This is a genomic window from Tritonibacter mobilis, assembly GCF_001681715.1.
Taxonomy (GTDB): Bacteria; Pseudomonadota; Alphaproteobacteria; order Rhodobacterales; family Rhodobacteraceae; genus Epibacterium; species Epibacterium mobile.
In genome coordinates, this window is sequence record NZ_LNWY01000012.1 from 148,848 (window position 1) to 171,368 (window position 22,521).

The following is a 22,521-nucleotide window of genomic DNA, read 5'->3' on the forward strand; positions in this document are numbered from 1 at the left end:
ATGTTCGGACTTGATAAAAGAGACACTACACTGCTTTTGATCGTAGCTGGACTGACGATCTTTGCTCCCTTCCTTCTAAATCCCTTTCCCACCGACAGCGGTCTGGCGCAGTTCAATGCGGGCTATCCCGACCTGATGCAGCGCTTTGTGATCTTTGGGATTTTTGCCATCGGGTTTAACATCCTCTTTGGCCTCACCGGGTATCTGTCCTTTGGTCACGCAGCCTTTCTCGGTGTGGGGTCTTACTCTGCGGTCTGGATGTTCAAACTCCTGAGCATGAACGTCTTGCCCGCCATCATCCTCAGCGTCATCATCTCGGGTCTTTTTGCGCTGGTGATTGGATTTATCAGTTTGCGGCGCTCTGGCATCTACTTCTCGATCCTGACGCTGGCCTTTGCGCAGATGTCCTTCAGCCTCGCCTATTCGGTGCTGACACCGATCACCAATGGCGAGACCGGCCTGCAACTGACACTTGATGATCCGCGCGTGCTGGGGGTTTCTGCCACGGCTGACGGCTCCATCCCTGTGACCAACCTCTTTGGCATGGAGATGCGCTCGACCTACCATCTGATCGTGGGGCCATGGGATTTCCAGTTCAACATGGGCTACTACCTATGCGCGCTGGTCATGATCGCGGCCTTTTACCTCTCGATCCGCATCTTCCGCTCTCCCTTCGGGATGATGCTGCGGGCGGTGAAATCGAACCAGCAGCGGATGAATTACACCGGTCTCAATTCCAAACCCTACACGCTGGCAGCCTTTGTGATCTCTGGCATGTATGCAGGTCTTGCCGGCGGTCTGATGGCGTCTATGGATCCACTGGCCGGTGCGGAGCGGATGCAATGGACCGCCTCTGGCGAGGTCGTCCTGATGACCATCCTTGGTGGTGCCGGTACGCTGATCGGGCCGGTTCTGGGCGCAGGCTTCATCAAATACTTCGAGAACATCTTCTCCAAGATCAACGACAACGTGCTGCACGGCTGGTTCAGCTTCCTGCCGGATGGGCTTGAGGATTTCGTGGTCTTTATCATCCACCCCTTTATCGGCAAAGGCTGGCATCTCACACTTGGTATCCTGTTCATGCTGGTGGTGATCTACCTCCCCGGTGGCCTTGTGGAAGGCGGACAGCGGATCGGCAACTGGTTCAAGGGGCGCAAGAAGTCTGACGCCCACCAGAGCAAAACCAACCCGGCGGAATAAGGAGACATCTCATGAGTATTCTCGAAGTCAAAAACGTTGGCAAACGCTTTGGTGGCCTGCAAGCGCTCTCGGATGTGAACCTCTCCGTCAAGGAAAACTCGGTTCACGCGATCATCGGCCCCAATGGCGCGGGCAAGTCCACGCTGCTGAACTGCCTTGTCGGCAAACTGATCCCAGACACCGGGTCGGTGATGTTTGACGGGCAGTCGGTGCTGGGGCGCGCACCCTACGAGATCAACCAGATGGGCATCAGCCGCGTCTTTCAAACGCCTGAAATCTTTGGTGATCTGACAGTTCTTGAGAACATGATGATCCCCTGTCTGGCGAAACGAGACGGCGCATTTGAACTCAACGCAATCGCTTCGGTGATGTCGCAGCGCGACATTCTCGACAAGGCCGAAGCGATGCTGCTTGAAATGAACATGGCCGAGAAACGCCATATGCATGCCGCCTCGCTCTCGCGCGGGGATAAGCGGCGGCTGGAAATCGGTATGTGCCTCAGCCAGGAGCCACGTCTGCTGTTGCTGGATGAACCCACGGCAGGCATGGCGCGGGCCGATACCAACAACACGATCGACCTCCTGAAACAGATCTCGGATCAGCGCAATATCACCATCGCCATCATCGAACACGACATGCATGTGGTGTTCTCGCTCGCCAATCGGATCACCGTTTTGGCACAGGGCACCCCATTGGTAGAAGACGATCCGGAGAACATTCGTGGCAACCCAAAGGTGCGCGAAGCCTACCTTGGCGAAACCGCGTAAGGGGAAAGGAAAAGAGATGAACGTAAAACCCGACTTCTCCAAAGGCGCAAACCACGCCGCCACTGCGCCCGCGTTTCTGTCGATCTGGGACGTGCATGCCTATTACGGCGAGAGCTATATCGTTCAGGGCATCAACTTTAACGTCCACGAAGGCGAGATCCTCGCGCTTTTGGGTCGCAACGGCGCGGGCAAGACCTCGACCCTGCGTTCCATCGCGCGCACAGGTTCGCCCATGGTGACACGCGGCGAAATCTGGCTCGATCACCAACCGCTGCACCTGATGGAAAGTCATGAGGCCGCAGCTGCCGGGCTTGGTCTGGTGCCAGAGGATCGCCGCATCATCCCCGGCCTCACGGTCGAGGAAAACCTGCAACTGGCGCAGATCGCGCCCCCCATCGGCTGGTCCATCGAGCGTCTGTATGAGCTGTTCCCGCGACTTGGCGAGCGGCGCAAACAAGAGGGCGTCACACTTTCGGGCGGCGAGCAGCAGATGCTGGCTATTGCCCGCGCCCTTGCCCGCGACATCAAGGTTCTGTTGCTTGATGAGCCCTATGAGGGTCTTGCCCCGGTCATCGTGGATGAGATTGAGAAGACTCTGATCCACATCAAGGAACAGGGCATGACAACGATTATCGTAGAACAAAATGCCGTACGCGCGCTGCAACTGGCAGACCGTGCGGTCATCCTTGATACGGGCGGGATCGTTTTTGACGGCACCGCTGCCGAGGTTCTCGAGAATGAGGAGTTGCGGTCCGAATACCTCGCGATCTGATCTCCGGGTGCGCGGTTTGCGCATTTGACGTTTTACTCCGTGCTGCACGGCAATTCCCTGTCGCGCACACCTCCTGTGCCGGGCCTGTTTCAGGTCCGGCTTTTTTACAAACCGCACCGACCCTGTCGTAAACACAAGCGCCCTTCCCTTGCGCAGTGCTGCGCTTTAGAACCAGCCCATGTCTGATCCCGCTTTTGACTACGCGCCCGTTGGGCTTGCGCTTTTGGAACATCGCATCATCAAGCGGTGCAATCTGCAATTCGCCGACACTTTTGGGGCCACTCCCGCAGAGTTGTGCGAACTGCCCATCGCCGCACTTTATCCCAGCGTCGAGGATTACCAGCGTATTGGCGAGATTCTGCAGATGCCGGAATCACAAAGCGGATTTTACCACGACGAGCGCATTATGCGCCGCACCTCGGGGGCGCTGTTTTGGTGCCGCGTGCGGGGGCGTTCGATGGATGGGGCGCATCCGTTCCAAACAGGTGTTTGGTCTTTTGCCGATCTCTCCGATGAACGCCCCGTCGTCAGCCTGACCCCGCGCGAACGCGAGGTGGCAATCCTCACCTGCCGGGGGTTGTCGGCCAAGGAAATCGGACTGAAGCTCGATCTTTCCTATCGCACGGTTGAGACTCACCGCGCCCGCCTGCTGGATAAATTCAACGCCCGCAAGCTGCCCGAGCTGGTGGCAAAACTCAGCGGCATGCCCCTGTGACGGAGGCCGCAACGGGGATATTCCCCTGCAAAAACGATTGAAAATCGCCCCTCGCGCCCTCATCTTGTAGGGCAATCCAAGTACGCTTTCCTTATGGTCAGCTATGGCTTATAAGGCCGCAAATTTCCGCCCCGGATGCATTCGGGGCCAGACAGGACCCTGCCGAGGAACACAATGACAAATAAATCTCATGAAGCAGATGTAGCGTTCATCAAGGCTCTGGCAGAGCTTTTGCGCGAAAATGACCTGACCGAGCTGCAGGTGAAGCGCGATTACGCGGAAGATGACAGCCTGAACGTGCGCGTCTCCCGCCAATTCCCAGCACCCGTTGCACCGGTTCAGGTTGCTGCCGCGCCTGCCGTTGCCCCAGTTGCTGCGGCTCCCGCTGCTGTTGCTGCCGCACCGGCTGCTGAGGCCGCCGTGTCTGACGATCCTGCCAACCACCCGGGTGCAGTGACCTCGCCGATGGTCGGCACCGCCTATCTGGCACCAGAGCCGGGTGCCTCCGCGTTTATCTCCGTCGGCCAGCAGGTCAATGAGGGCGACACGCTCCTGATCGTTGAGGCGATGAAAACCATGAACCACATTCCGGCCCCCAAGGCTGGCACCGTGAAGCGCATCCTCGTCGAGGATGGCGCAGCGGTTGAATTTGGTTCTCCGCTCGTCATCGTCGAGTAAGGCGGTCTCATGTTTGACAAAATCCTGATTGCAAACCGGGGTGAGATCGCGCTGCGCGTGATCCGTGCCTGCCGCGAGATGGGCATCCAGTCCGTCGCGGTGCACTCCACTGCCGATGCCGACGCGATGCACGTGCGCATGGCAGACGAGTCGATCTGTATCGGCCCCCCTTCCGGCACCCAAAGCTATCTGTCGATCCCCGCCATCATCTCCGCCTGCGAGATTTCCGGCGCGCAGGCGATCCATCCGGGCTATGGTTTCCTGTCTGAGAACGCGAACTTCGTGCAGATCGTCGAGGATCACGGGCTGACCTTTATCGGCCCCTCCGCCGAGCACATTCGCCAGATGGGTGACAAGATCACCGCAAAAGACACCGCAAAAGCGCTTGGCATTCCCTGTGTGCCCGGCTCTGACGGTGGCGTGCCCGACGTGGAGACCGCCAAAACCGTCGCCGCCGACATGGGCTATCCGGTCATCATCAAAGCCACCGCCGGTGGTGGTGGTCGCGGCATGAAAGTGGCGCAAACCGAGGCTGATCTGGTCCATGCGTTCCAGACCGCCCGCTCCGAGGCTAAGGCCGCCTTTGGCAACGATGAAGTCTATATGGAGAAATATCTCCAGCGTCCGCGCCATATCGAGATTCAGGTCTTTGGCGACGGCAAGGGCGGCGGTGTTCATCTGGGCGAGCGCGACTGCTCTTTGCAGCGCCGCCACCAGAAGGTCTTTGAAGAGGCCCCCGGCCCCTGCATCTCTGAGGAAGAACGCGCCAGGATCGGCAAGATCTGCGCCGACGCCATCGGCAAGATGGGCTATTCCGGCGCGGGCACTGTCGAGTTCCTCTATGAGGACGGTGAGTTCTACTTCATCGAGATGAACACCCGTCTGCAGGTGGAGCACCCGGTGACCGAGGCCATCTTTGGTGTCGATCTGGTGCGTGAACAGATCCGCGTGGCCTCCGGCCTGCCGCTGTCCTTCAGCCAGGACGATCTGACCATCAACGGTCACGCCATCGAGGTGCGCATCAACGCCGAGAAACTGCCGAATTTCTCGCCCTGCCCGGGCAAGATCACCGCATACCACGCCCCCGGCGGCCTTGGTGTGCGGATGGATTCGGCGCTCTATGACGGCTATTCGATCCCGCCCTACTACGACAGTCTGATCGGCAAGCTGATCGTACATGGTCGCGACCGGGACGAGGCGCTGGCGCGCCTCAGCCGTTCGCTGGGCGAGTTGATCGTGGACGGGATCGACACCACTGTGCCGCTGTTCCACACGCTCTTGCAGGAAAAGGACGTCCAGACTGGTGACTACAACATTCACTGGCTGGAAAAATGGCTTGAGGCCAACCTGCAGAAATAAAATACTTTTAAGGGCGGCGGTCGAAAACCACCGCCCTTGCTCATTCCTGTGCTAGGCTAACTTATGACGCTCAGCGCTGATCTTCTTCTTCATGCCTATGCCAGCGGCGTCTTTCCCATGGCGGAAAGCCGCGACGATCCCGAGGTGTTCTGGGTCGACCCCAAACGCCGTGGCATTCTGCCTCTTGATGGGTTTCGCATTTCCCGCTCGCTGGGCAAACGCCTACGCCGCGACGATTATGAGATCTCAGTGAACCGAGATTTTGCAGGCGTCGTGCATGGCTGCGCCGATCGTGAGGAAACCTGGATCAACGAGGAAATCTATGACCGCTATCTGGAGCTCCACCTGATGGGCTTTGCCCATTCCCTTGAGGTCTGGATGGATGGCGCGCTCGTCGGTGGTGTTTACGGTGTCTCTTTGGGGGCCGCTTTCTTTGGCGAAAGCATGTTTTCCCGCAGCCGCGATGCCTCAAAGATCGCACTGGCCTATCTGGTGGATCGGCTCAATGCGGGCGGCTATACCCTATGTGATACGCAGTTCATCACGCCCCACCTCGCCTCTCTGGGCGGAGAAGAGATCAGCCGTGCAAGGTATCGCAGATTGCTGGCAGAGGCTTTGGATCAATCCGGCGATTTTCTGTCCCCGGCAATCCCTGCACCTCAGTCGCTCTTGCAGCGCAGAACCCAGACGTCATAGCGGCGATGGTCCAGTGCGCTGAGGGCTGGGCTTGAGGCGATCATCCAGCCATCAAAGAACACCTTTCCATCCTGACGATCGCGGATCGTCAGATAGGCAAACGCATCGCCCGAGGGGTTCTCCGTTGGATAACGGCACTCACGCATGGTCACGATCAGACCAAAGACCTCAACCGAACCACCGGTTTGAACGTCCACGTCCGTGCTCTTGCCGTTGACCTTATCAAGGCCGCGCAAGCTGGCGATGCTGCCCTTTGTGGCTTCCACACGTTCCACATGCTCGCGGGTTTCAGGCACCCGAGGTTGCACCGGCGATGGCGCCAGTTCTTCAACCGAAATCGTTTGCGCCACAGCAGAGTTCGCAGCCACAAGGCAAAAGGCAAGTGTCGTCAGGCGCATCATCAGGACTCGTCACCGCCGCCGGAAACAAATTTTACAAGCAGCGAGATCAGGCTGACTGCGCCTTGCGTGTCGGTGATCTCATCCCCTGCTTCAAAGTTGAACGGCGACCCACCGGGCATCACTTCGACGAAGTTGCCGCCCAAAAGTCCCTCGGACGCAATCACGATGGCGCTGTCGTCGGGGATCATAATGCTGTTGTCGACGGAAAATGTGGTGTCGGCGCGAAAGGTTTCCGCATTCAGCGCCACATTGGTCACCGTGCCGATCTTAACCCCGGCGAGGCGCACATCTGTGCCGACACTCACCCCTTCGAGCGAACGAAAGGAGGCCGACAGCGGGTAGCTATCGCCCCCGCGCGAGAGGCCTGCAGCCTGGGCTGCGTAGAACGCAAAACCAGCCGCCACGGCCAGCACAAGGCCGCCGGTCAACACTTCGGTTGTGGAATGGGTCATTTAAAACCTGCCTTTTGGCCAGATCGCAAAAGGGCGGCCAACTCGGCTGCACCCTTCTGGAAGTCACTTATTCGGGGCTCCAGGCCTCGTAATCGCTGCGCGGCTTTGGCGTACCGCCCGCGCGGATCGACCCGGCCGGAGCATAGGCCAACATGGTGCCTGTCAGGTTTTCCTGATGCGGCTTTTCCCATGTCTTGTGCTTCAGCGGCTTTTCACTCGGAACCTCGTTAAAGGTCCGGTGCAGCCAGCCATGCCAGTCGGCGCTCACACGAGAGGCCTCTGCCTCACCGTTGAAGATCACCCAGCGACGGCTGTCATCTGCAGTGCGGTAGAACACATTGCCCTGTTCGTCTTCACCAACTTTCACACCCTTGCGGCGGGTGTAGATCATGGTGTTCAGGGTGGCGCCATTCCACCAAGTCACGGCCTGCAAAAGCGAATTCAGGATTCCCATCGGTCCCTCCGAAAATCTCTCTCCCGATATGGCCCATTCTCGCCATAAGGTCCAGTGGTTCGCGGCGAAGTGGTGAACAGACCGGCAGGAAACAGCAATATCGCCACGCTCTTTGCAGGCTTAGACGTGCCCTGTGCGCTGTTCACAAAAGCGCAAGCGGTTGCCAAACGGATCTGTCACCGAAATCTGCAGCCCCCATGGCATCGCATCAAGCGCAGGTTTGATGTTACGATAGCGCCGCTCCCCCAGTTCCTGATGCATCGCCATCGCAGCGTTGATGGGGACAAAGCAGGTCGACCCCGGTGTCGCGTCCCCGTGATGTTCGCTCAGATGCAAGACACACCCCGACCGGGAGATCTGCATATATATGGGGGTGTCCTCTTCTTGGCGGTGTTCCCAATCAACACTGAAGCCAAGGTAGTCGAGGTAATATTGCCGTGCCTTTTCAAGATCAAAGATACGGATCACCGGGATGGCGGGGCGAATTGTCACCGTGCTGTCTGTGTTGTCCATCTCAGCCTCCTTACGATGATGCCGATGCCGCAAGGGCCGTCACTTCGATCTCAATGCGAAATTCCGGGGCGATCAGGTTGCACTCGATCATCGTGGCAGCTGGTGGGTTGGCCCCAAAGGTCTCGGCGAGGATCGGCCAGCAAGGTTCGAATTCCGCCGCATCCGGCAGGTAGTAATTGACCCGAACCACATCGGCGAAACCAACACCCGCCTTGGCCAGAGCCGTTTCGATAGTGGCAAGCACAGAGCGGCATTGCGCCACCACATCCTCACCCTGCCCCACGGTTCCGGCCACATGGACAAAGCCTCCGGCCACAACGGCACGACAGTACCCGACCTTGGCCTCAAACTCTCCACCAGAGGAAATGCGTCTGATTGTCATGCGGTGTCCTTCCCTTTATCGCGTTACAAATTTGTGACTACTTAATTTGGTAAGCGATTAGCGGTGTCGGCAATATTGCAATATGAGCAACCCCGCTATGCATGCGCTGCGCGCTAATTCTGCAAGGTCTCGGCCAGAAATCCTGTGAGCGCCTCCCAAGCCCGCGCCGTCGCGCGCGCATTATACATCATGCCGCCGTCGCGACCCTGTGCGTTTGGGTTGGTAAAGGCATGTCCTGTATGACCAAATCCCAAGACCTGCCAATCCGCACAATGTGCGCTCAATTCCGCTGCCAGCGCCTGCAAAGCCTCTGGTGGTGCAAGCGGATCGTCCCAGCCATGTAGCACCAGCACGGATGCATGGATGGTCTCTGTTTCAAAATTCGGGCGGTCATACACCCCGTGTAGCGGGGCACAGGCCCGGATATCCGCCCCTGTGCGCGCTAGATCCAACACCGCCTTGCCGCCCAGACAGTAGCCCATCGCGCCAATCCGGCCCGCATCCACCTGCGGCAAGGCTTTTGCCGCATCAAACGCCGCAACCATGCGCCGGGCCAGAATTTTGCGATCCGCCTGTAGCCTGCCCATCAGGGCCTGCGCCTCTTCGGGCGATCCTGCCCGTTTTCCGTTCCCGTAATAATCCACCGCGATGGCCACATATCCAAGTGCGGCCAGCTCCTCGGCACGCGCCCGTTCAAAATCACTCAGCCCGCCGAAAGCCGGGGCGATCAGCACAGAAGGCTGCGGGCCGTCCAACGCTTCATCCCACACCAGATGACCAATAAAATGATCTGCGCCATCGCTGTAATTGAATGCTTCGCTTTTCATAGCGTCCTCCCATTTGAAATTTTGTCACCCGCACAATGAAAAAGGCCAATGTCACGAGGACATTGGCCTTTTACTTTAATGCATATTGGTTTGGACCAATTCACATCGGATTACCCGGCGGTGGCAGATTCCTTTTCATCCGCGTGGATCATCAGCGGCTGCGCCTCAGAGGTGACCGCCTCTTCATTCACAACCACTTTGGTGACGCTTTCCATTCCCGGCAGCTCGAACATGGTATCGAGCAGAATGTCCTCAAGGATGGAACGCAGACCCCGCGCACCGGTTTTACGCTCGATGGCCTTTTTGGCAATCGAAGAGAGGGCTTCGTCGGTGAAGTCCAGCTCGGTATCTTCCAGTTCAAAGAGACGCTGATACTGTTTGACCAGAGCGTTCTTAGGCTTGGTCAGGATGGTGATCAGCGCATCCTCGTCCAGATCTTCCAGTGTTGCCAGAACCGGCAAACGGCCGACAAATTCCGGGATCAGGCCGAACTTCAGCAGATCTTCGGGTTCCAGATCGCGGAAAGTCTCGCCCACGCCAGCGTCGCTCTCGTCGCGCACATCCGCGCCAAAGCCCATAGCAGAGCCCTTGCCACGCTGCTTGATGATGCGATCAAGACCGGCAAATGCACCGCCGCAGATGAACAGAATGTTGGTGGTGTCCACTTGCAGGAATTCCTGTTGCGGATGCTTGCGCCCCCCCTGTGGCGGCACAGAGGCCACGGTGCCTTCCATCAGCTTCAGAAGCGCTTGCTGCACCCCCTCGCCCGACACGTCACGGGTGATGGACGGGTTTTCGGACTTGCGGGTGATCTTGTCGACCTCGTCGATGTAGACGATGCCGCGCTGCGCGCGCTCGACGTTGTATTCCGACGCCTGCAACAGCTTCAGGATGATGTTCTCGACATCCTCACCCACATAGCCCGCCTCGGTGAGCGTGGTGGCATCCGCCATGGTGAAGGGCACATCCAGAATGCGCGCAAGGGTTTGCGCCAGCAGAGTTTTACCGCAACCCGTGGGGCCGATCAGCAGGATGTTGGACTTTGAAAGTTCAATATCATTGCCGGCCTTCTGGGCATGATTCAGACGTTTGTAGTGGTTGTGGACCGCCACCGACAGCACACGCTTTGCCGTCGCCTGACCAATCACATAATCATCCAGAACATCGCAAATATCCTTCGGTGTCGGCACACCGTCGGTTGCTTTCATCCCGGAGGCTTTTGTCTCCTCGCGGATGATGTCCATGCACAGCTCAACGCATTCATCACAGATGAACACGGTCGGGCCTGCAATCAGCTTTCGCACCTCATGCTGGCTCTTGCCGCAAAAGCTGCAGTAAAGCGTGTTCTTGCTGTCGCCGCTCGAGTTCGTCGCCATGGTCTACCTTTCCATCCGCCTCGGGGCCAGCGCGTGTCAATTTGCCCCGATGTCCAGCCAGCTTAGGACAGCTCCCAACTGGCCACAATGTCAAATTGTGCTCCCTTGAACACATTGATGAAGGGAGCACAAAGCCCGTGCACAGACCGGCTTAGCTTTCTTCGTCTTCCGCTTTGACGCGGTTTTCGACGATTTCGTCGATCAGGCCAAATTCCTTGGCTTGTTCCGGCGACATGAAATTGTCACGTTCCAGCGCCTTTTCAATGGTGTCGTAGTCCTGACCGGTGTGTTTTACGTAAATCTCGTTCAGGCGACGCTTCAGCTTCAGCGTTTCTTCAGCGTGGATCATGATATCCGTCGCCTGACCCTGATAGCCACCGGACGGCTGGTGCACCATCACACGCGAATTCGGCAGGCTGAACCGCATGCCCGCCTCACCGGCAGTAAGCAGCAAGGAGCCCATGGAGGCCGCCTGACCGATTACCAGCGTCGACACCTTCGGCTTGATGTACTGCATGGTATCATAGATCGACAGACCCGACGTCACCACGCCACCGGGCGAGTTAATGTACATCGAAATTTCTTTCGACGGGTTTTCTGCCTCAAGGTGCAAAAGCTGCGCCACGATCAGCGAGGACATGCCGTCATGCACCGGACCGTTGAGGAAGATGATACGCTCCTTCAACAGGCGCGAGAAAATGTCATATGCGCGCTCGCCCCGGCTGGTCTGCTCAACGACCATCGGCACGAGTGTGTTCATGTATGTTTCTGTTGGATCAATCATTGGACCTGCCTGTCTTAGGATCATGACGGGCACCATACCCGACAGAGGATTACCCGAGTCTTAGTATTGCGAAAAATGGGCTGCAAGAGGTGCGCCTGCATTTTCGCTTAAGCGTGACGGTGGAATACCAATGAACACCCCGCCTCAGCATCTTTGCAGAAAAAAGCAAGGTGTCGTAATTCGCCGTGCCAAGGTCGGATTATCCCGGCACCTGTCGCGGCGGCGGCGATAGCTGATAAATGTGACAGAGATTTATCTTTGCCCGCAGCCAGTACCTCCCTGATGGACCAGCCCATGTCTGATGACAGTTTTGTTCAAAAAGGCGCAGCCGCCACGCTTTCGGTGCCGCACATAGGTGAGCCACAGGATTTCTATTTCCTGCTGCTGCCCAAAGCCACGATGTTGCCGGTCGCCGCCGCGATCGAACCTCTCAGAATCGCAAATCAGGTCACAAATACAAAGCTTTACCGCTGGTACATTATGACCGAGGACGGCGCGCCCCTACGCTGTTCCAACGGCATGGTGGTCACGCCCGACATGCCGCTTGCAGCGCTTCCGTCGGATGCGATGGGCTTTGTTTGCGCAGGCGTAGAGCCACAAGAGACCGCAAGCGATACGACCCTCAACTGGCTGCGGCGCGAGCATCGCTTTGGCCGCAAACTTGGCGGCATTTGCACCGGAGCATTTGCACTGGCACAGGCCGGTCTCATCAAGGATCAGCCTTTTACGCTTCATTGGGAAAACCAGCCCGGCTTTGTGGAGCGCTTTGAACACCTGAAGCCCTCGCCCAATATTTATGAAATTGCCGGAAATTTGATGACCTGTGGCGGCGGTAGCGCTGCAACCGACATGATGCTGACCCTGATCGAGCAACGCCATGGCAAGCAATTGGCCATAATTGTTGCAGATATGTGTCTACATGTGCGCTCCACCTCGGGGGCCGCGCCGCAAAAATCCAATTACGCCGTTGCCATCGGCAGTCGAAATCAGCGCCTGCTGAGCGCTTTGCAACTTATGCAAGAATCAATAGAAGAGCCGCTGTCGATTGGCGCGCTGTGCACCCGGCTGGACATTTCGCGTCGGCAGTTGGAGCGGCTGTTTTCGCGTTATCTCGATCAAAGCCCGATGCATGTTTATGCCGACATGCGTCTGAGCCACGCCTTTGCCTTGATGAATGAAACCTCAATGTCCGTGACCCAAATCGCCTTGGCCTCCGGGTTCAATTCCGCCACGCATTTCTCGCGTCAATTCAAACGTAAATTCGGCGCAAGCCCGCATTTCTTCCGCAAAGGCTGGGCCTGATCCGCAATACACCACACAGCTCATGGGCCAAACTTTCGGTCAGAGGAGGTATGAGGGGTTACGACGGGGTACCCACTGAATTGTGACGAGTATTTCAGCCACTTCGCGCGTAGACCATGTATCAACCCTCATTGAAGGAGCCCCACATGGTCCTCCCCCTCGCCCAACTCAAACGCCTCGCCGCAGGTCTCTTATTGGCTGCAACACTCGCCGCCCCTGTTGCGGCGGAAATCCCCGCGCACGAAGGCTGGGCCATCCATGCCAGCACCAAGGATTACCAAACACTGCTCGCCGATCTGAAAGCGGCGGTCAAAGCGCAGAACATGGGCGTGGTGACGGAGGCCGGGCCAACGGGCGCTGCCGCCGCCCGCGGCATCACCATCCCCGGCAACCGCGTCGTCGGGGTCTTTGCCAATGACTACGCAGTGCAGATCCTTGAACTCTCCACCGCCGCCATGATCGAGGCCCCCATCCGCTTTTACGTCACCGAAGAGGAGGACGGCACCGCGACGCTCTCCTATAAAACACCAAGCCATGTCTTTGCCCCCTATGTGCCAGAAGCAGGAGAGAAACTCTCTGCCGTGGCCACGCGGCTCGACGCGGTGTTCAGCGCGATTGCCACGGCCGCCCTGCGCGAATGATCCTTTTGACGACAAACTGATACGGACTTTTGATGACCCAATCTCTTCGCGCCGCCGATGTTCTGGCCCGCCGTCTTTATGATGCAGGCTGCCGCCACGCCTTTGGCATGCCCGGCGGCGAAGTTCTGACCCTTGTGGACGCGCTCACCCGTGCCGGGATCCGTTTCCACCTCGCCAAGCACGAAAACTGCGCCGGGTTTATGGGCGAAGGCGTGCATCATAGCGATGGGGCTCCCGCTATTCTGGTGGCGACACTTGGCCCCGGCGCGCTGAACGGGGTCAATGTGGTGGCCAATGCCCATCAGGACCGGGTGCCAATGCTGGTGCTGACCGGCTGCGTCGATGCGGATGAGGCGCAGACCTACACCCATCAGGTGCTCGACCAGCAGGCGGTTTTTGCACCGATCACCAAAGCCAGCTTCCGCCTTGATGCAGCCGCTGCCGATGTGATCGCCGACAAGGCCGTCGCCATCGCCACCGAGGCCCGACAGGGACCGGTTCACATCGATGTGCCGATCACGGTGGCCAATGCCCCCGCCACAGAACGCAACATCCGCCGCGCGCCTGCCGGAGCAACCGCGCCTGCAGGGGCAACACTGGCGCAGGCGCATGATTGGCTGAGGGAGGCCGCGCGCCCGCTTGCGGTTATTGGCCTGGATGCGCTGCTGCCCGGTGGCCCGGAGGCGGTCGCGGCCTTTATCGAGGCCCGCCAGATCCCCTTTGTCACCACCTACAAGGCCAAGGGCATCCTGTCTGAAGATCATCCCCTGTGCCTCGGTGGTGCTGGCCTCTCGCCGCTAGCGGACCGACATCTGCTGCCGGTCGTGGAGGCCTCGGACCTCATCCTCTGCATCGGGTATGACCCGATCGAGATGCGCACTGGCTGGCGCGATTCCTGGGACGTGGCCCGCACCCGCGTGATCGACATCACACCAGAATCCAATACCCATTACATGCATCAATCCAGCCTGCCGTTGGTGGCCGACATCCCCGCCACACTGGCAGCCCTCGCGGTTGCACCCCAGCCCGCAACCCTCTGGTCCGGCGTCGCAATTCCCGACACGCAAAAGGCCCTCGCCGAGGCCTTCCCGCGCTCTGACGACTGGGGCCCGGCCGGCGTGATCGCGCAATGCATCGAAAGCCTGCCCGCCGATACGCTGCTCACCGCCGACAGCGGCGCGCACCGTATTTTGCTCAGCCAGATGTGGCCCTGCACGGAGCCGCGTCAACTGGTACAATCCTCTGGCCTGTGCACCATGGGCTGTGCTCTACCGCTCGCCATGGGGCGCAAGCTTGCAGATCCTGACCGCACCGTTGTTAGCTTCTCCGGCGATGCGGGGTTCCTGATGGTGGCGGGTGAGTTGGCAACCGCTGCAGAAATGGGGCTTGCGCCGATTTTCGTTGTCTTTGTCGATGCCTCGCTTGCCCTGATCGATCTCAAGCAACGTCAGCGCCAACTTCCCAATGCTGGGGTGGATTTTGGCCGCCACGACTTTGCCGCCATCGGCCGCGCCTTTGGTGGTGAGGGTCACACAGTCCGCAACCGCAAGGAGTTGAAGACCGCCCTTGACCTTGCCGTCAAAGCAGAGACATTCACGGTGATCGCCGCTGAAATTGACAAGGAAGCTTACGATGGCCGCATCTGAATTCTCGCCCGCCGCCGCTCTGCCACATGGCGCGCTCAAGGGCGTGAAGGTGCTCGATCTGTCGCGCATCCTCGCAGGCCCCACCGCGACGCAGCTTCTGGGCGATCTTGGCGCGGATGTGATCAAGGTGGAAAACCCCTCCTCCGGCGGCGACGACACCCGCCAATGGGGCAAGAGCGTCGCAGAAGACGCTGATCTTACGCCCTATTTCATGGCCGCCAACCGCAACAAACGCTCACTCGCGCTTGATATTTCCAAACCCGAAGGACAGGATATCATTCGCCGCCTTGCGGCGCAGGCCGATGTGCTGGTGGAGAACTTCAAACCCGGCGGGCTGGCCAAATACGGGCTGGATTACGCCTCCCTCCGCGAGAGCTGTCCCCGTCTGGTCTATGCGTCCATATCGGGCTACGGCCAGACCGGCCCCAACCGCGAAAAGCCCGGCTATGACCTGATGGCGCAGGGCTATGGTGGCATCATGTCCCTGACCGGCGACCCCGAGGGCGCGCCGGTCAAGGTCGGCGTCGGCATCGCGGATGTGATGTGCGGCATGTACGCCACTATCGGCATCCTCTCGGCGCTGCGCCACCGCGACCTCACCGGCGAAGGACAGCAGGTGGAGCTGGCGCTGGTGGACGCGCAGATCGCTTGGCTCATCAATGAGGGGGTGAGCTACCTCAACACCGGCCAAAAACCGCTGCGCCGGGGCAATGAACACCCCTCGATCATGCCCTATGGCACCTATGAAACCCGCGATGGCCATGTGATCCTTGCGGTGGGAAATGACAGCCAGTTCCGCCGTTTCATGGCGTTCCTCGCCCTTGAGGGGCTGGCAGATGATCCCCGCTTTGCCACCAATCCCGCCCGCCTTGAAAATCGCGGCGCGCTGAATGACATCCTGATCCCCGCACTCCGGCGCTACAGCACCGATGAGGTGATCACGGCGATGGAGGCGGCAAAGGTCCCGGTCGGCCCGGTGAAGACCCTCGATCAGGTGTTTGAAACCGATCAGGTTGCGGCGCGCGAGATGGTGGTGACTATGCAATCGGGTGACACCCCGTTGCGCCTTTTGGGCAATCCGCTCAAATTCTCACGCACCCCGGTTACATACCGCAAATCGCCCCCTATATGCGGCGCAGACAGCGACGAGATTCTCGCCACTGATACGCCTTTTAAGGACGACTGAAATAGACAAGATTGCTGCGGGCCCGCGGGGCCGTTTCGCAATGTTACAAAACTCGGTGCCACGGCGCTCGCGTGCTGCCTCAAACAGCGCAAGCCCGGGTATTTGTGCCAATTTTTGCTCATCTCACCCCGTTTTCATGTCAGTTTCCTGCCGAAACCCACACGCGCCTTCACCAAAGCGCGAGCTGGGGGCGCGCGGTGTAAACCACTCCGCTAGCATCACTTTTGACACCTGTATTTATCAGCTTGCGAAAGTGACCCGCCCATGACCCAGGATATCTTCGGACAGGATTGCAGCCTCACCGATCCCCGCGCGCTCAACGAGTGGAACGGGGCCCAACTGGGCGTGCTCGCCCATGCAGCGCGCACCGCAAACCATCTTGGTGCCGTGCTGGAAGCCGCCCCCGATTTTGCGCTGGGTCAGGCCATCAAGGGGCTGTCGCTCCTGATGCTGGGACGTGCGGAACTGGTGCCAACCGCGCGCGAGGCCCTCGCAACCGCAAAGACCGCCTATGAAGGCGCATTGCCGCGTGAACGCAAATATGTGGACGCACTGGAGGCATGGCTCGCCGGGCATCCCTCACGCGCGATCAGCTGCATGGAGGAGGTGCTGACCCACCACCCCTGCGACACGCTGGCGATGAAACTGAGCCACGGCATCCGGTTTATCCTCGGGGATGCGCGCGGTATGCGGGCCTCGGTCGAACGTGTGCTACCCGCCTATTCCACCGCACACGCAGGTCATGGCTACCTTTTGGGCTGTCACGCCTTTGCGCTGGAGGAAACCGGCGAATATGACCGCGCCGAGATCACCGGGCGTCAGGCGCTGTGGACCGCGCCGGATGACGCCTGGGGCCTGCATGCGGTGGCGCATGTGCATGACATGACCGGCAATGCCAAAACCGGCCTTGGCTGGCTCAGCGGGCGCGAGGACGCTTGGGCGCATTGCAACAACTTCCGCTACCACGTCTGGTGGCACAAGGCCCTGATGCATCTGGACCTTGGCCAGATCGACGAGGTGATGCGGCTTTATGACGACGAGGTACGCAAGGACAAGACCGACGACTACCGCGATATTTCCAACGCCACCTCGCTGCTGATGCGGCTGGAACTGGACGGCGTCAATGTCGGGGATCGCTGGGACGAACTGGCAGACCTCTGCGACAAGCGGACCGAGGATGGCAGCCTGATCTTTGCGGATCTGCATTACCTGCTGGCGCTGGTCGGCGGAGATCGCGCATCGGCGACGAACCGCCTGATCCGGCGGATACACGCCGATGGTGCGCAAGCCTCCACTGAAGCCGCGCAAAGAATGGCCGACCCGGGCTGCATTGTTGCAAAGGGGCTTGAGGCTTTTGGGGAAGGCGACTACGGCACAGCTTTCGGTTACCTCGCTAAGTCACGGGATTCGTTGCAACTTGCAGGTGGCAGTCACGCCCAACGGGATGTCTTCGAACGAATGACAATCGACGCAGGGCTGCGGGCAGGCAACTGGACGCAAGTGGAGGCCATTCTCGACGATAGACGGGCCAAACGTGGGGGGGCTGAGGACAATTACGCGATTGCCCGTCGCACTTTGATTGCATCCGCACGGAACAACGGCGGGGCTCAGAGCGTTCCGGCGGAGTAATCCTTTAGGAGATTTGAAACAGATGGCAGACGTCGCGCCTTTCCCGGCGCCCGATAAGGGCAGCGCTTCCCGCGCCGCCGCCAACACAATGAGCGCGCCACCCGATGGAGCGGCCGCTCTTCCTCGCCCCCGCGATCCGCGTCTCGACTTTTATCGTGGCATCGCAATGTTTATCATCCTTTGCGCCCATATCCCCGGCAACCGCTGGACTGGCTGGATACCCGCCCGGTTTGGGTTCTCCGACGCGACCGAGATTTTTGTGTTCTGCTCGGGCATGGCCTCGGCCATCGCCTTTGGCGGGTCATTCGCCCGTCATGGCTGGTGGCTTGGCACCGCCCGCGTGGCCTATCGCTGCTGGCAGGTGTTCTGGGCCCATATCGGCCTGTTTTTCTTCCTCGCCATGTCGATGGCCGCGCTTGATCTCTATGGCGGCTTCGACAAGAGCTATATCGGCTCGCTGAACCTGCACCGGTTCTTCTCCAACACCACACAGCAGATCGTGGGGATCTTCACCCTCACCTATGTGCCGAACTACTTTGACATCTTGCCGATGTATCTGGTGGTTCTCGCCTTGATGCCTGCGGTGATGGGGCTCAGAAAAGCAGGGCTTTGGGCCGTGGCCGGATTTAGCATTGCGCTCTGGCTGCTCGCAAACCCCTACATCCTCGGTCTTGGCCCCAATGGCGTATCACTGCCGGCAGAGCCATGGTCGGATCGTGAATGGTTCTTCAACCCCTTCGGCTGGCAGCTTTTGTTCTTCACAGGCTTTGCCTTCATGGCCGGCTGGCTGCCAAAACCACCGGTCAGCCGCACTCTCGCCGTGATCGCAGCTGCCTTCCTGATCCTGTCGATGCCCTTTGGCTCGTGGAAAGTGTTCAGCTGGCTCAATGCTGCAGCACCCGATCTGGGCGAGGCAATTCGCCCCGCATGGACCATCACCGACGAGTGGCGCGAAAAGACAGACTTCGGCCTGCTGCGCTACATGCACTTTCTGTCGCTGGCGTATCTGGCGTGGCTTGTGGCCGGTGAAAATGGTCAAAACCTCGTGGCGCGCGGCACATCGGCGCTCTCGCGCCTTTGGGGGCTCGTCATCGCGCTGATCACTAAGGTCGGCCAACAAAGCCTTGCAATCTTTGTGTTTTCCATGGCGCTCGCCCGTTTCATCGGCGCTGCACTGGATCAAACAGATCGCGGTATCCTCGTGACTGCCGCTGCAAACCTTGCAGGCTTCGCACTTATCATCGGCTGCGCTTATGGCGCGGCTTGGTTCAAATCCCAACCGTGGAGACGCAAACGATGAGCACAATCAGCCGTCGTTCCTTCCTTCAAACCGCATCTGCTCTGTCGCTCATGGCGATGGCGCCCGCTGCCCGTGCCACCACCGGCTCTGAGAAATTCTCACGTGCCGATGTCGTCGCACGCGCCAAAGCCCTCGCCGAACGCCCCTTCAAGGCGCGCAGCTCTGTACCGGATGACTGGCTCGCCATGAGCTACGACCAATACCGGTCGATCCAATTTGATGTCGACAAGGCGCTCTGGGCCAACACCGACCGCAGCTACAACGTGGATTTCTTCCTGCCCGGCCTGTATTTCGAACGCCCGGTACTGGTGCATGCGGTCGAGGATGGCATCTCAACCAGCATCCCCTTCGACATTGGCCGCTTTAAGACTCATCCGGAAATATCGCCCGAGCTTTCACAAGAAGGCCCGCTGGGGTATTCGGGTTTTCGCCTGCGCACAGACCTTGGCGACCGTGACCATCCGGGCAAGAAAACAGAGTTTTGTGTGTTTCAGGGTGCAAGCTATTTCCGCGCGATTGCCAATGGTAATAATTACGGCCTCTCGGCCCGGGGGCTGGCCCTGAAAACCGCCGACCCCGAGGGCGAGGAATTCCCAGAGTTTGTGAGCTTCTGGCTGGAGGCCCCCGGCCCCCTGCAAGACAACATGGTGGTGCATGCGCTGATGGACAGCCCGTCGGTCACGGGCGCCTATCGGTTCGACATCACCCCCGGCAATCCATGTGTGATGGATGTCGAAGCGACACTGTTCCCGCGCAAAGACCTCACGCACGCCGGGCTTGCGCCTTTGACATCGATGTTCCTGTTTGACGGCACCAATCATCAGCGCTTTGACGATTTCCGCCCCGCCGTGCATGACAGTGATGGCTTGTTGATGAAAAACGGCCAAGGCGAAGTGCTCTGGCGTCCGCTCGCCAATCCCACGCGCTTGCAAGTATCAAGTTTCGTGGATCAAAACCCCATGGGTTTTGGCTTGATGCAGCGTGCGCGCAAGCTCTCGGATTTTGCCGATCTTGAGGCGCATTATCACCGCCGCCCTTCGCTGTGGGTGGAACCCCGTGGTGATTGGGGGGCAGGCTCCGTGACACTGGTGGAAATCCCCGCCGATAAGGAAATCTACGACAATATCGTCGCCTACTGGCGGCCCAAAGATCCCTATGCTGCAGGCACGCGCGTCGATCTGAACTACCGCCTCAGCTGGGGCGAAGGGCCAAAGCTGGATCTGCCGCGTGTGATTGACACGGCATCAGGTGCCAAGATCTTTGGCGATCCCGGTCGCCTTATGGTGATTGATTTCGAGGCGCACCCCATCTTTGAGGCCGCGCCCGAGGATTTCGATATCCATATCTCCTCGCCGCATCTGGAAACCAGTGCAGGCATTCTTGAACGCAATCCGGAAACCGGCGGCATGCGGCTGGCGTTTTCCTTTGATCCGGGCGAGCAGACCCATGTTGAACTGCGCGCTCAGCTTCGCAAAGACGGCGCTGCCGCCTCCGAGGTCTGGCTTTATCGGTGGACTGTTTAAATGAGTGATGACCCTTCCATATTCACGCCCTCGCAACTGGTGCCACCAGAGGCTCCGCTGGCCATGCCGGCGCAGGACTTTGGGCGCCAGTTCCACGACACCAGCGCGCCGGCATCAGGCGAGGGCGACCAGCCCGATGTTGCGCTTTGGCGTATCCTTGCATTTTCCCCTGCCATGGCGGCCACAGTCGCACTGGCTTGGGTCATGCAGGGCTGGTTTGCGGCTGACGGAACCACCCTTTTGGAATGGGTGCTTCTCACACTGATCGCCTTCAATTTCTTCTGGATCACCTTCACGGTTTCAACGGTTCTGCTGGGTCTTTACAGTCTGTCGCGTACCCGTCCCACGCCGCAACGCGGGCCACGCCGGTCGATGCGGGTGGCGCTTTTGGTGCCCGTCTATAACGAGGTGCCGTGGTATGTGCTGGGCAATGCCCGTTCCATGCTCGAAGAGCTGCGCGCCATTGGCGGGGCACACCAGTATGAGATGTTCATCCTGTCCGACACCCGCGACCCGGAAATCGCCGCACAAGAAGAAGAAAGCGTGCAAGCCCTGCGCGCAGAACTGCCCGAAGGCATTACGCTTTACTATCGCCGCCGTGAGAAAAATACTGCCCGCAAAGTGGGCAATATCCACGATTGGGTGACCCGTTGGGGCGGCGACTATGAGGCGATGCTGGTTCTGGATGCCGACAGTCTGATGACGGGCCGCGCGATTGTGCGCCTGACCGATGCGCTGTCGCGCGACCCGGCTGCAGGCCTCATTCAGAGCTTCCCGCAACTCATTGGTGCGCAATCCGTTTTTGGTCGCATGCAGCAGTTTGCAAATGGCGTCTACGGTCTCGCACTGGCCGAAGGGCTGGCACGCTGGACCGGGCATGAGGGCAACTACTGGGGTCATAATGCAATCATCCGCACCCGCGCGTTTGCCGCATGTGCGGGCCTGCCGGAACTGCCGACGCTTACGGGCGGCACCTCCATCATCATGAGCCATGATTTTGTCGAGGCTGGCCTCTTGCGCCGAGCAGGTTGGCGGGTGCGGTTCCTGCCGCGTATTCGCGGCTCTTATGAGGAAACGCCCGCCACACTGATCGATCACATCCAACGCGACCGGCGCTGGTGTCAGGGCAACCTGCAGCATCTGCGCATTTTGTCAGCCACCGGTTTTCACGCCATGTCGCGCTTCCATCTGGCACATGGGGCCATTGGCTATCTGATGGCGCCTGTGTGGTTTGCGCTATTGGTCATCTGGGCGGTGATCGGACGTGAAGATGGCGGATCGGTCATCACCTATTTCTCCGAGAAGAACCCCCTGCGCCCCAATTGGCCCGACATGAGCGAGCCGCGTCATGTGGCGGTGATCATCCTGATTTACGCGATGTTGCTGGCCCCCAAGATCCTGTCCGTGGCCGCCCTGCCCCTCACCGGGCGCAGGATTTCCGATTATGGCGGCGTGGGGCAGTTTCTGCTGTCGATGCTGACGGAAATCCTGCTGGCAATCCTCTATGCACCGATCCTGATGGTGCAACAGATGATCGCGGTTCTACGCACGCTGTTTGGCTTGCAAAAAGGCTGGTCCCCGCAAGCCCGCGAGGGGGGGCACTACAGTCTTGCGACGCTGTTCAAATGCCATGCGCTGGAAACCGTCAGCGGTGTGGCGCTGTGGATTGGGATCGCTTCTGGGCTGGTGTCGCTCTGGCTCGCCCCCATCGCGCTGTCACTGGTGCTGGCAGTGCCGCTTTCGGCGCTTTCCAGTCTGCGTTTGCCGCGCGGCTGGATGGGCACCGCAGAGGTGTTGAACGAGCCACGCATCAACCGCGCCGCACGTCATTACCGTGGGTTGTTGCGGCAAAATCTAAAAGGTCCGGACGCGCCTGTTCAAGCCGCAGAATGATCTGGAGAATTGGGATCGCGGGGGC

General features: G+C 59.3%; 23 protein-coding genes. 15 read left to right on the forward strand and 8 right to left on the reverse strand.

Features of this window, described 5'->3' with window-relative positions; translation table 11 throughout:
- The 7 genes from UB90_RS11930 to aat all read left to right on the forward strand — a co-directional run bounded on the left by UB90_RS11930 (position 1) and on the right by aat (position 6,187).
- Positions 1 to 1,200: a branched-chain amino acid ABC transporter permease gene (locus UB90_RS11930; RefSeq protein WP_009176761.1), complete on the forward strand. Its 1,200-nt coding sequence runs from the start codon at positions 1 to 3 to the stop codon at positions 1,198 to 1,200.
- An 11-nt stretch (positions 1,201 to 1,211) separates the two neighbouring features.
- On the forward strand, positions 1,212 to 1,967 hold the full coding sequence (locus UB90_RS11935) for an ABC transporter ATP-binding protein (RefSeq protein WP_009177251.1): 756 nt from the start codon (positions 1,212 to 1,214) through the stop codon (positions 1,965 to 1,967).
- A 16-nt stretch (positions 1,968 to 1,983) separates the two neighbouring features.
- Complete coding sequence (locus UB90_RS11940) at positions 1,984 to 2,739, forward strand: ABC transporter ATP-binding protein (protein WP_005609938.1); 756 nt, start codon at positions 1,984 to 1,986, stop codon at positions 2,737 to 2,739.
- Positions 2,740 to 2,917: 178 nt separating this feature from the next.
- Positions 2,918 to 3,454 (forward strand): PAS and helix-turn-helix domain-containing protein, encoded by a 537-nt coding sequence (locus UB90_RS11945; protein WP_065325936.1) that lies wholly within the window; start codon positions 2,918 to 2,920, stop codon positions 3,452 to 3,454.
- A 174-nt stretch (positions 3,455 to 3,628) separates the two neighbouring features.
- On the forward strand, positions 3,629 to 4,132 hold the full coding sequence (gene accB, locus UB90_RS11950) for an acetyl-CoA carboxylase biotin carboxyl carrier protein (protein WP_065325937.1): 504 nt from the start codon (positions 3,629 to 3,631) through the stop codon (positions 4,130 to 4,132).
- A gap of 9 nt (positions 4,133 to 4,141) precedes the next feature.
- Positions 4,142 to 5,491 (forward strand): acetyl-CoA carboxylase biotin carboxylase subunit, encoded by a 1,350-nt coding sequence (accC, locus tag UB90_RS11955; RefSeq protein ID WP_065325938.1) that lies wholly within the window; start codon positions 4,142 to 4,144, stop codon positions 5,489 to 5,491.
- Positions 5,492 to 5,554: 63 nt separating this feature from the next.
- The gene (gene aat / locus UB90_RS11960) at positions 5,555 to 6,187 is read left to right on the forward strand and encodes a leucyl/phenylalanyl-tRNA--protein transferase (protein ID WP_065325939.1); all 633 of its coding nucleotides are present in this window, start codon (positions 5,555 to 5,557) and stop codon (positions 6,185 to 6,187) included.
- On the opposite strand, the gene UB90_RS11965 is transcribed toward aat, so the two are convergent.
- The 8 genes from UB90_RS11965 to UB90_RS12000 all read right to left on the reverse strand — a co-directional run bounded on the left by UB90_RS11965 (position 6,151) and on the right by UB90_RS12000 (position 11,376).
- A complete protein-coding gene (locus UB90_RS11965) occupies positions 6,151 to 6,588 on the reverse strand; it encodes a DUF2155 domain-containing protein (RefSeq protein WP_065325940.1) in 438 nt (145 codons plus the stop codon). The two genes, aat and UB90_RS11965, sit on opposite strands and share 37 nt — an antisense overlap.
- Entirely contained in the window at positions 6,588 to 7,040 is a 453-nt protein-coding gene (mlaD, locus tag UB90_RS11970; protein ID WP_005639701.1) for an outer membrane lipid asymmetry maintenance protein MlaD, read from the reverse strand. Before mlaD ends, UB90_RS11965 begins: the two co-directional genes overlap by 1 nt.
- A gap of 67 nt (positions 7,041 to 7,107) precedes the next feature.
- Positions 7,108 to 7,494, reverse strand: a complete 387-nt coding sequence (locus UB90_RS11975) for an NADH:ubiquinone oxidoreductase subunit NDUFA12 (protein WP_005639704.1) — start codon at positions 7,492 to 7,494, stop codon at positions 7,108 to 7,110.
- A 120-nt stretch (positions 7,495 to 7,614) separates the two neighbouring features.
- The gene (locus UB90_RS11980) at positions 7,615 to 8,007 is read right to left on the reverse strand and encodes a glyoxalase superfamily protein (protein ID WP_009176586.1); all 393 of its coding nucleotides are present in this window, start codon (positions 8,005 to 8,007) and stop codon (positions 7,615 to 7,617) included.
- A gap of 10 nt (positions 8,008 to 8,017) precedes the next feature.
- Positions 8,018 to 8,389 carry a RidA family protein gene (locus UB90_RS11985; protein WP_065325941.1) on the reverse strand — a complete coding sequence of 124 codons (372 nt, stop codon included), beginning with the start codon at positions 8,387 to 8,389 and terminating at the stop codon, positions 8,018 to 8,020.
- Between the two features lie 113 nt (positions 8,390 to 8,502).
- A complete protein-coding gene (locus tag UB90_RS11990) occupies positions 8,503 to 9,216 on the reverse strand; it encodes a dienelactone hydrolase family protein (RefSeq protein ID WP_065325942.1) in 714 nt (237 codons plus the stop codon).
- A 110-nt stretch (positions 9,217 to 9,326) separates the two neighbouring features.
- Positions 9,327 to 10,592, reverse strand: a complete 1,266-nt coding sequence (gene clpX / locus UB90_RS11995; RefSeq protein ID WP_005639713.1) for an ATP-dependent Clp protease ATP-binding subunit ClpX — start codon at positions 10,590 to 10,592, stop codon at positions 9,327 to 9,329.
- Positions 10,593 to 10,743: 151 nt separating this feature from the next.
- The gene (locus UB90_RS12000) at positions 10,744 to 11,376 is read right to left on the reverse strand and encodes an ATP-dependent Clp protease proteolytic subunit (protein ID WP_005639716.1); all 633 of its coding nucleotides are present in this window, start codon (positions 11,374 to 11,376) and stop codon (positions 10,744 to 10,746) included.
- Between the two features lie 294 nt (positions 11,377 to 11,670).
- On the opposite strand from UB90_RS12000, the gene UB90_RS12005 reads away from it, so the two are divergent.
- The 8 genes from UB90_RS12005 (at position 11,671) to mdoH (ending at position 22,496) form a co-directional block, all read left to right on the forward strand.
- Positions 11,671 to 12,678 carry a GlxA family transcriptional regulator gene (locus tag UB90_RS12005; RefSeq protein ID WP_005639718.1) on the forward strand — a complete coding sequence of 336 codons (1,008 nt, stop codon included), beginning with the start codon at positions 11,671 to 11,673 and terminating at the stop codon, positions 12,676 to 12,678.
- 146 nt (positions 12,679 to 12,824) lie between these two features.
- The gene (locus tag UB90_RS12010) at positions 12,825 to 13,319 is read left to right on the forward strand and encodes a DUF302 domain-containing protein (RefSeq protein ID WP_065325943.1); all 495 of its coding nucleotides are present in this window, start codon (positions 12,825 to 12,827) and stop codon (positions 13,317 to 13,319) included.
- Between the two features lie 32 nt (positions 13,320 to 13,351).
- Entirely contained in the window at positions 13,352 to 14,965 is a 1,614-nt protein-coding gene (locus UB90_RS12015) for a thiamine pyrophosphate-binding protein (RefSeq protein ID WP_065325944.1), read from the forward strand.
- Complete coding sequence (locus UB90_RS12020) at positions 14,952 to 16,151, forward strand: CaiB/BaiF CoA transferase family protein (protein WP_065325945.1); 1,200 nt, start codon at positions 14,952 to 14,954, stop codon at positions 16,149 to 16,151. Before UB90_RS12015 ends, UB90_RS12020 begins: the two co-directional genes overlap by 14 nt.
- Positions 16,152 to 16,415: 264 nt before the next feature.
- Positions 16,416 to 17,780 carry a tetratricopeptide repeat protein gene (locus UB90_RS12025; protein ID WP_009177140.1) on the forward strand — a complete coding sequence of 455 codons (1,365 nt, stop codon included), beginning with the start codon at positions 16,416 to 16,418 and terminating at the stop codon, positions 17,778 to 17,780.
- Between the two features lie 22 nt (positions 17,781 to 17,802).
- Positions 17,803 to 19,080, forward strand: a complete 1,278-nt coding sequence (locus UB90_RS12030; protein ID WP_065325946.1) for an OpgC family protein — start codon at positions 17,803 to 17,805, stop codon at positions 19,078 to 19,080.
- Positions 19,077 to 20,603 (forward strand): OpgD/OpgG family glucan biosynthesis protein, encoded by a 1,527-nt coding sequence (locus UB90_RS12035; protein WP_009177210.1) that lies wholly within the window; start codon positions 19,077 to 19,079, stop codon positions 20,601 to 20,603. The genes UB90_RS12030 and UB90_RS12035 overlap by 4 nt, the downstream gene beginning before the upstream one ends.
- The gene (gene mdoH, locus UB90_RS12040) at positions 20,604 to 22,496 is read left to right on the forward strand and encodes a glucans biosynthesis glucosyltransferase MdoH (protein ID WP_065325947.1); all 1,893 of its coding nucleotides are present in this window, start codon (positions 20,604 to 20,606) and stop codon (positions 22,494 to 22,496) included.
- Positions 22,497 to 22,521 lie beyond the last annotated feature (25 nt).

Excerpts from the sequence above, each read along its gene's own strand:
- UB90_RS11990 (WP_065325942.1), bottom strand. The coding sequence starts at position 9,216 with ATGAAAAGCGAAGCATTCAATTACAGCGATGGCGCAGATCATTTTATT.
- aat (WP_065325939.1), top strand. The coding sequence starts at position 5,555 with ATGACGCTCAGCGCTGATCTTCTTCTTCATGCCTATGCCAGCGGCGTC.
- UB90_RS11965 (WP_065325940.1), bottom strand. The coding sequence starts at position 6,588 with ATGATGCGCCTGACGACACTTGCCTTTTGCCTTGTGGCTGCGAACTCT.
- UB90_RS11945 (WP_065325936.1), top strand. The coding sequence starts at position 2,918 with ATGTCTGATCCCGCTTTTGACTACGCGCCCGTTGGGCTTGCGCTTTTG.
- UB90_RS11975 (WP_005639704.1), bottom strand. The coding sequence starts at position 7,494 with ATGGGAATCCTGAATTCGCTTTTGCAGGCCGTGACTTGGTGGAATGGC.
- mdoH (WP_065325947.1), top strand. The coding sequence starts at position 20,604 with ATGAGTGATGACCCTTCCATATTCACGCCCTCGCAACTGGTGCCACCA.
- mlaD (WP_005639701.1), bottom strand. The coding sequence starts at position 7,040 with ATGACCCATTCCACAACCGAAGTGTTGACCGGCGGCCTTGTGCTGGCC.
- UB90_RS11935 (WP_009177251.1), top strand. The coding sequence starts at position 1,212 with ATGAGTATTCTCGAAGTCAAAAACGTTGGCAAACGCTTTGGTGGCCTG.
- accB (WP_065325937.1), top strand. The coding sequence starts at position 3,629 with ATGACAAATAAATCTCATGAAGCAGATGTAGCGTTCATCAAGGCTCTG.
- UB90_RS12035 (WP_009177210.1), top strand. The coding sequence starts at position 19,077 with ATGAGCACAATCAGCCGTCGTTCCTTCCTTCAAACCGCATCTGCTCTG.
- UB90_RS11985 (WP_065325941.1), bottom strand. The coding sequence starts at position 8,389 with ATGACAATCAGACGCATTTCCTCTGGTGGAGAGTTTGAGGCCAAGGTC.
- UB90_RS11980 (WP_009176586.1), bottom strand. The coding sequence starts at position 8,007 with ATGGACAACACAGACAGCACGGTGACAATTCGCCCCGCCATCCCGGTG.
- UB90_RS12010 (WP_065325943.1), top strand. The coding sequence starts at position 12,825 with ATGGTCCTCCCCCTCGCCCAACTCAAACGCCTCGCCGCAGGTCTCTTA.
- UB90_RS11940 (WP_005609938.1), top strand. The coding sequence starts at position 1,984 with ATGAACGTAAAACCCGACTTCTCCAAAGGCGCAAACCACGCCGCCACT.
- clpX (WP_005639713.1), bottom strand. The coding sequence starts at position 10,592 with ATGGCGACGAACTCGAGCGGCGACAGCAAGAACACGCTTTACTGCAGC.
- UB90_RS12005 (WP_005639718.1), top strand. The coding sequence starts at position 11,671 with ATGTCTGATGACAGTTTTGTTCAAAAAGGCGCAGCCGCCACGCTTTCG.
- accC (WP_065325938.1), top strand. The coding sequence starts at position 4,142 with ATGTTTGACAAAATCCTGATTGCAAACCGGGGTGAGATCGCGCTGCGC.
- UB90_RS12030 (WP_065325946.1), top strand. The coding sequence starts at position 17,803 with ATGGCAGACGTCGCGCCTTTCCCGGCGCCCGATAAGGGCAGCGCTTCC.
- UB90_RS12020 (WP_065325945.1), top strand. The coding sequence starts at position 14,952 with ATGGCCGCATCTGAATTCTCGCCCGCCGCCGCTCTGCCACATGGCGCG.
- UB90_RS11930 (WP_009176761.1), top strand. The coding sequence starts at position 1 with ATGTTCGGACTTGATAAAAGAGACACTACACTGCTTTTGATCGTAGCT.
- UB90_RS12025 (WP_009177140.1), top strand. The coding sequence starts at position 16,416 with ATGACCCAGGATATCTTCGGACAGGATTGCAGCCTCACCGATCCCCGC.
- UB90_RS12000 (WP_005639716.1), bottom strand. The coding sequence starts at position 11,376 with ATGATTGATCCAACAGAAACATACATGAACACACTCGTGCCGATGGTC.
- UB90_RS12015 (WP_065325944.1), top strand. The coding sequence starts at position 13,352 with ATGACCCAATCTCTTCGCGCCGCCGATGTTCTGGCCCGCCGTCTTTAT.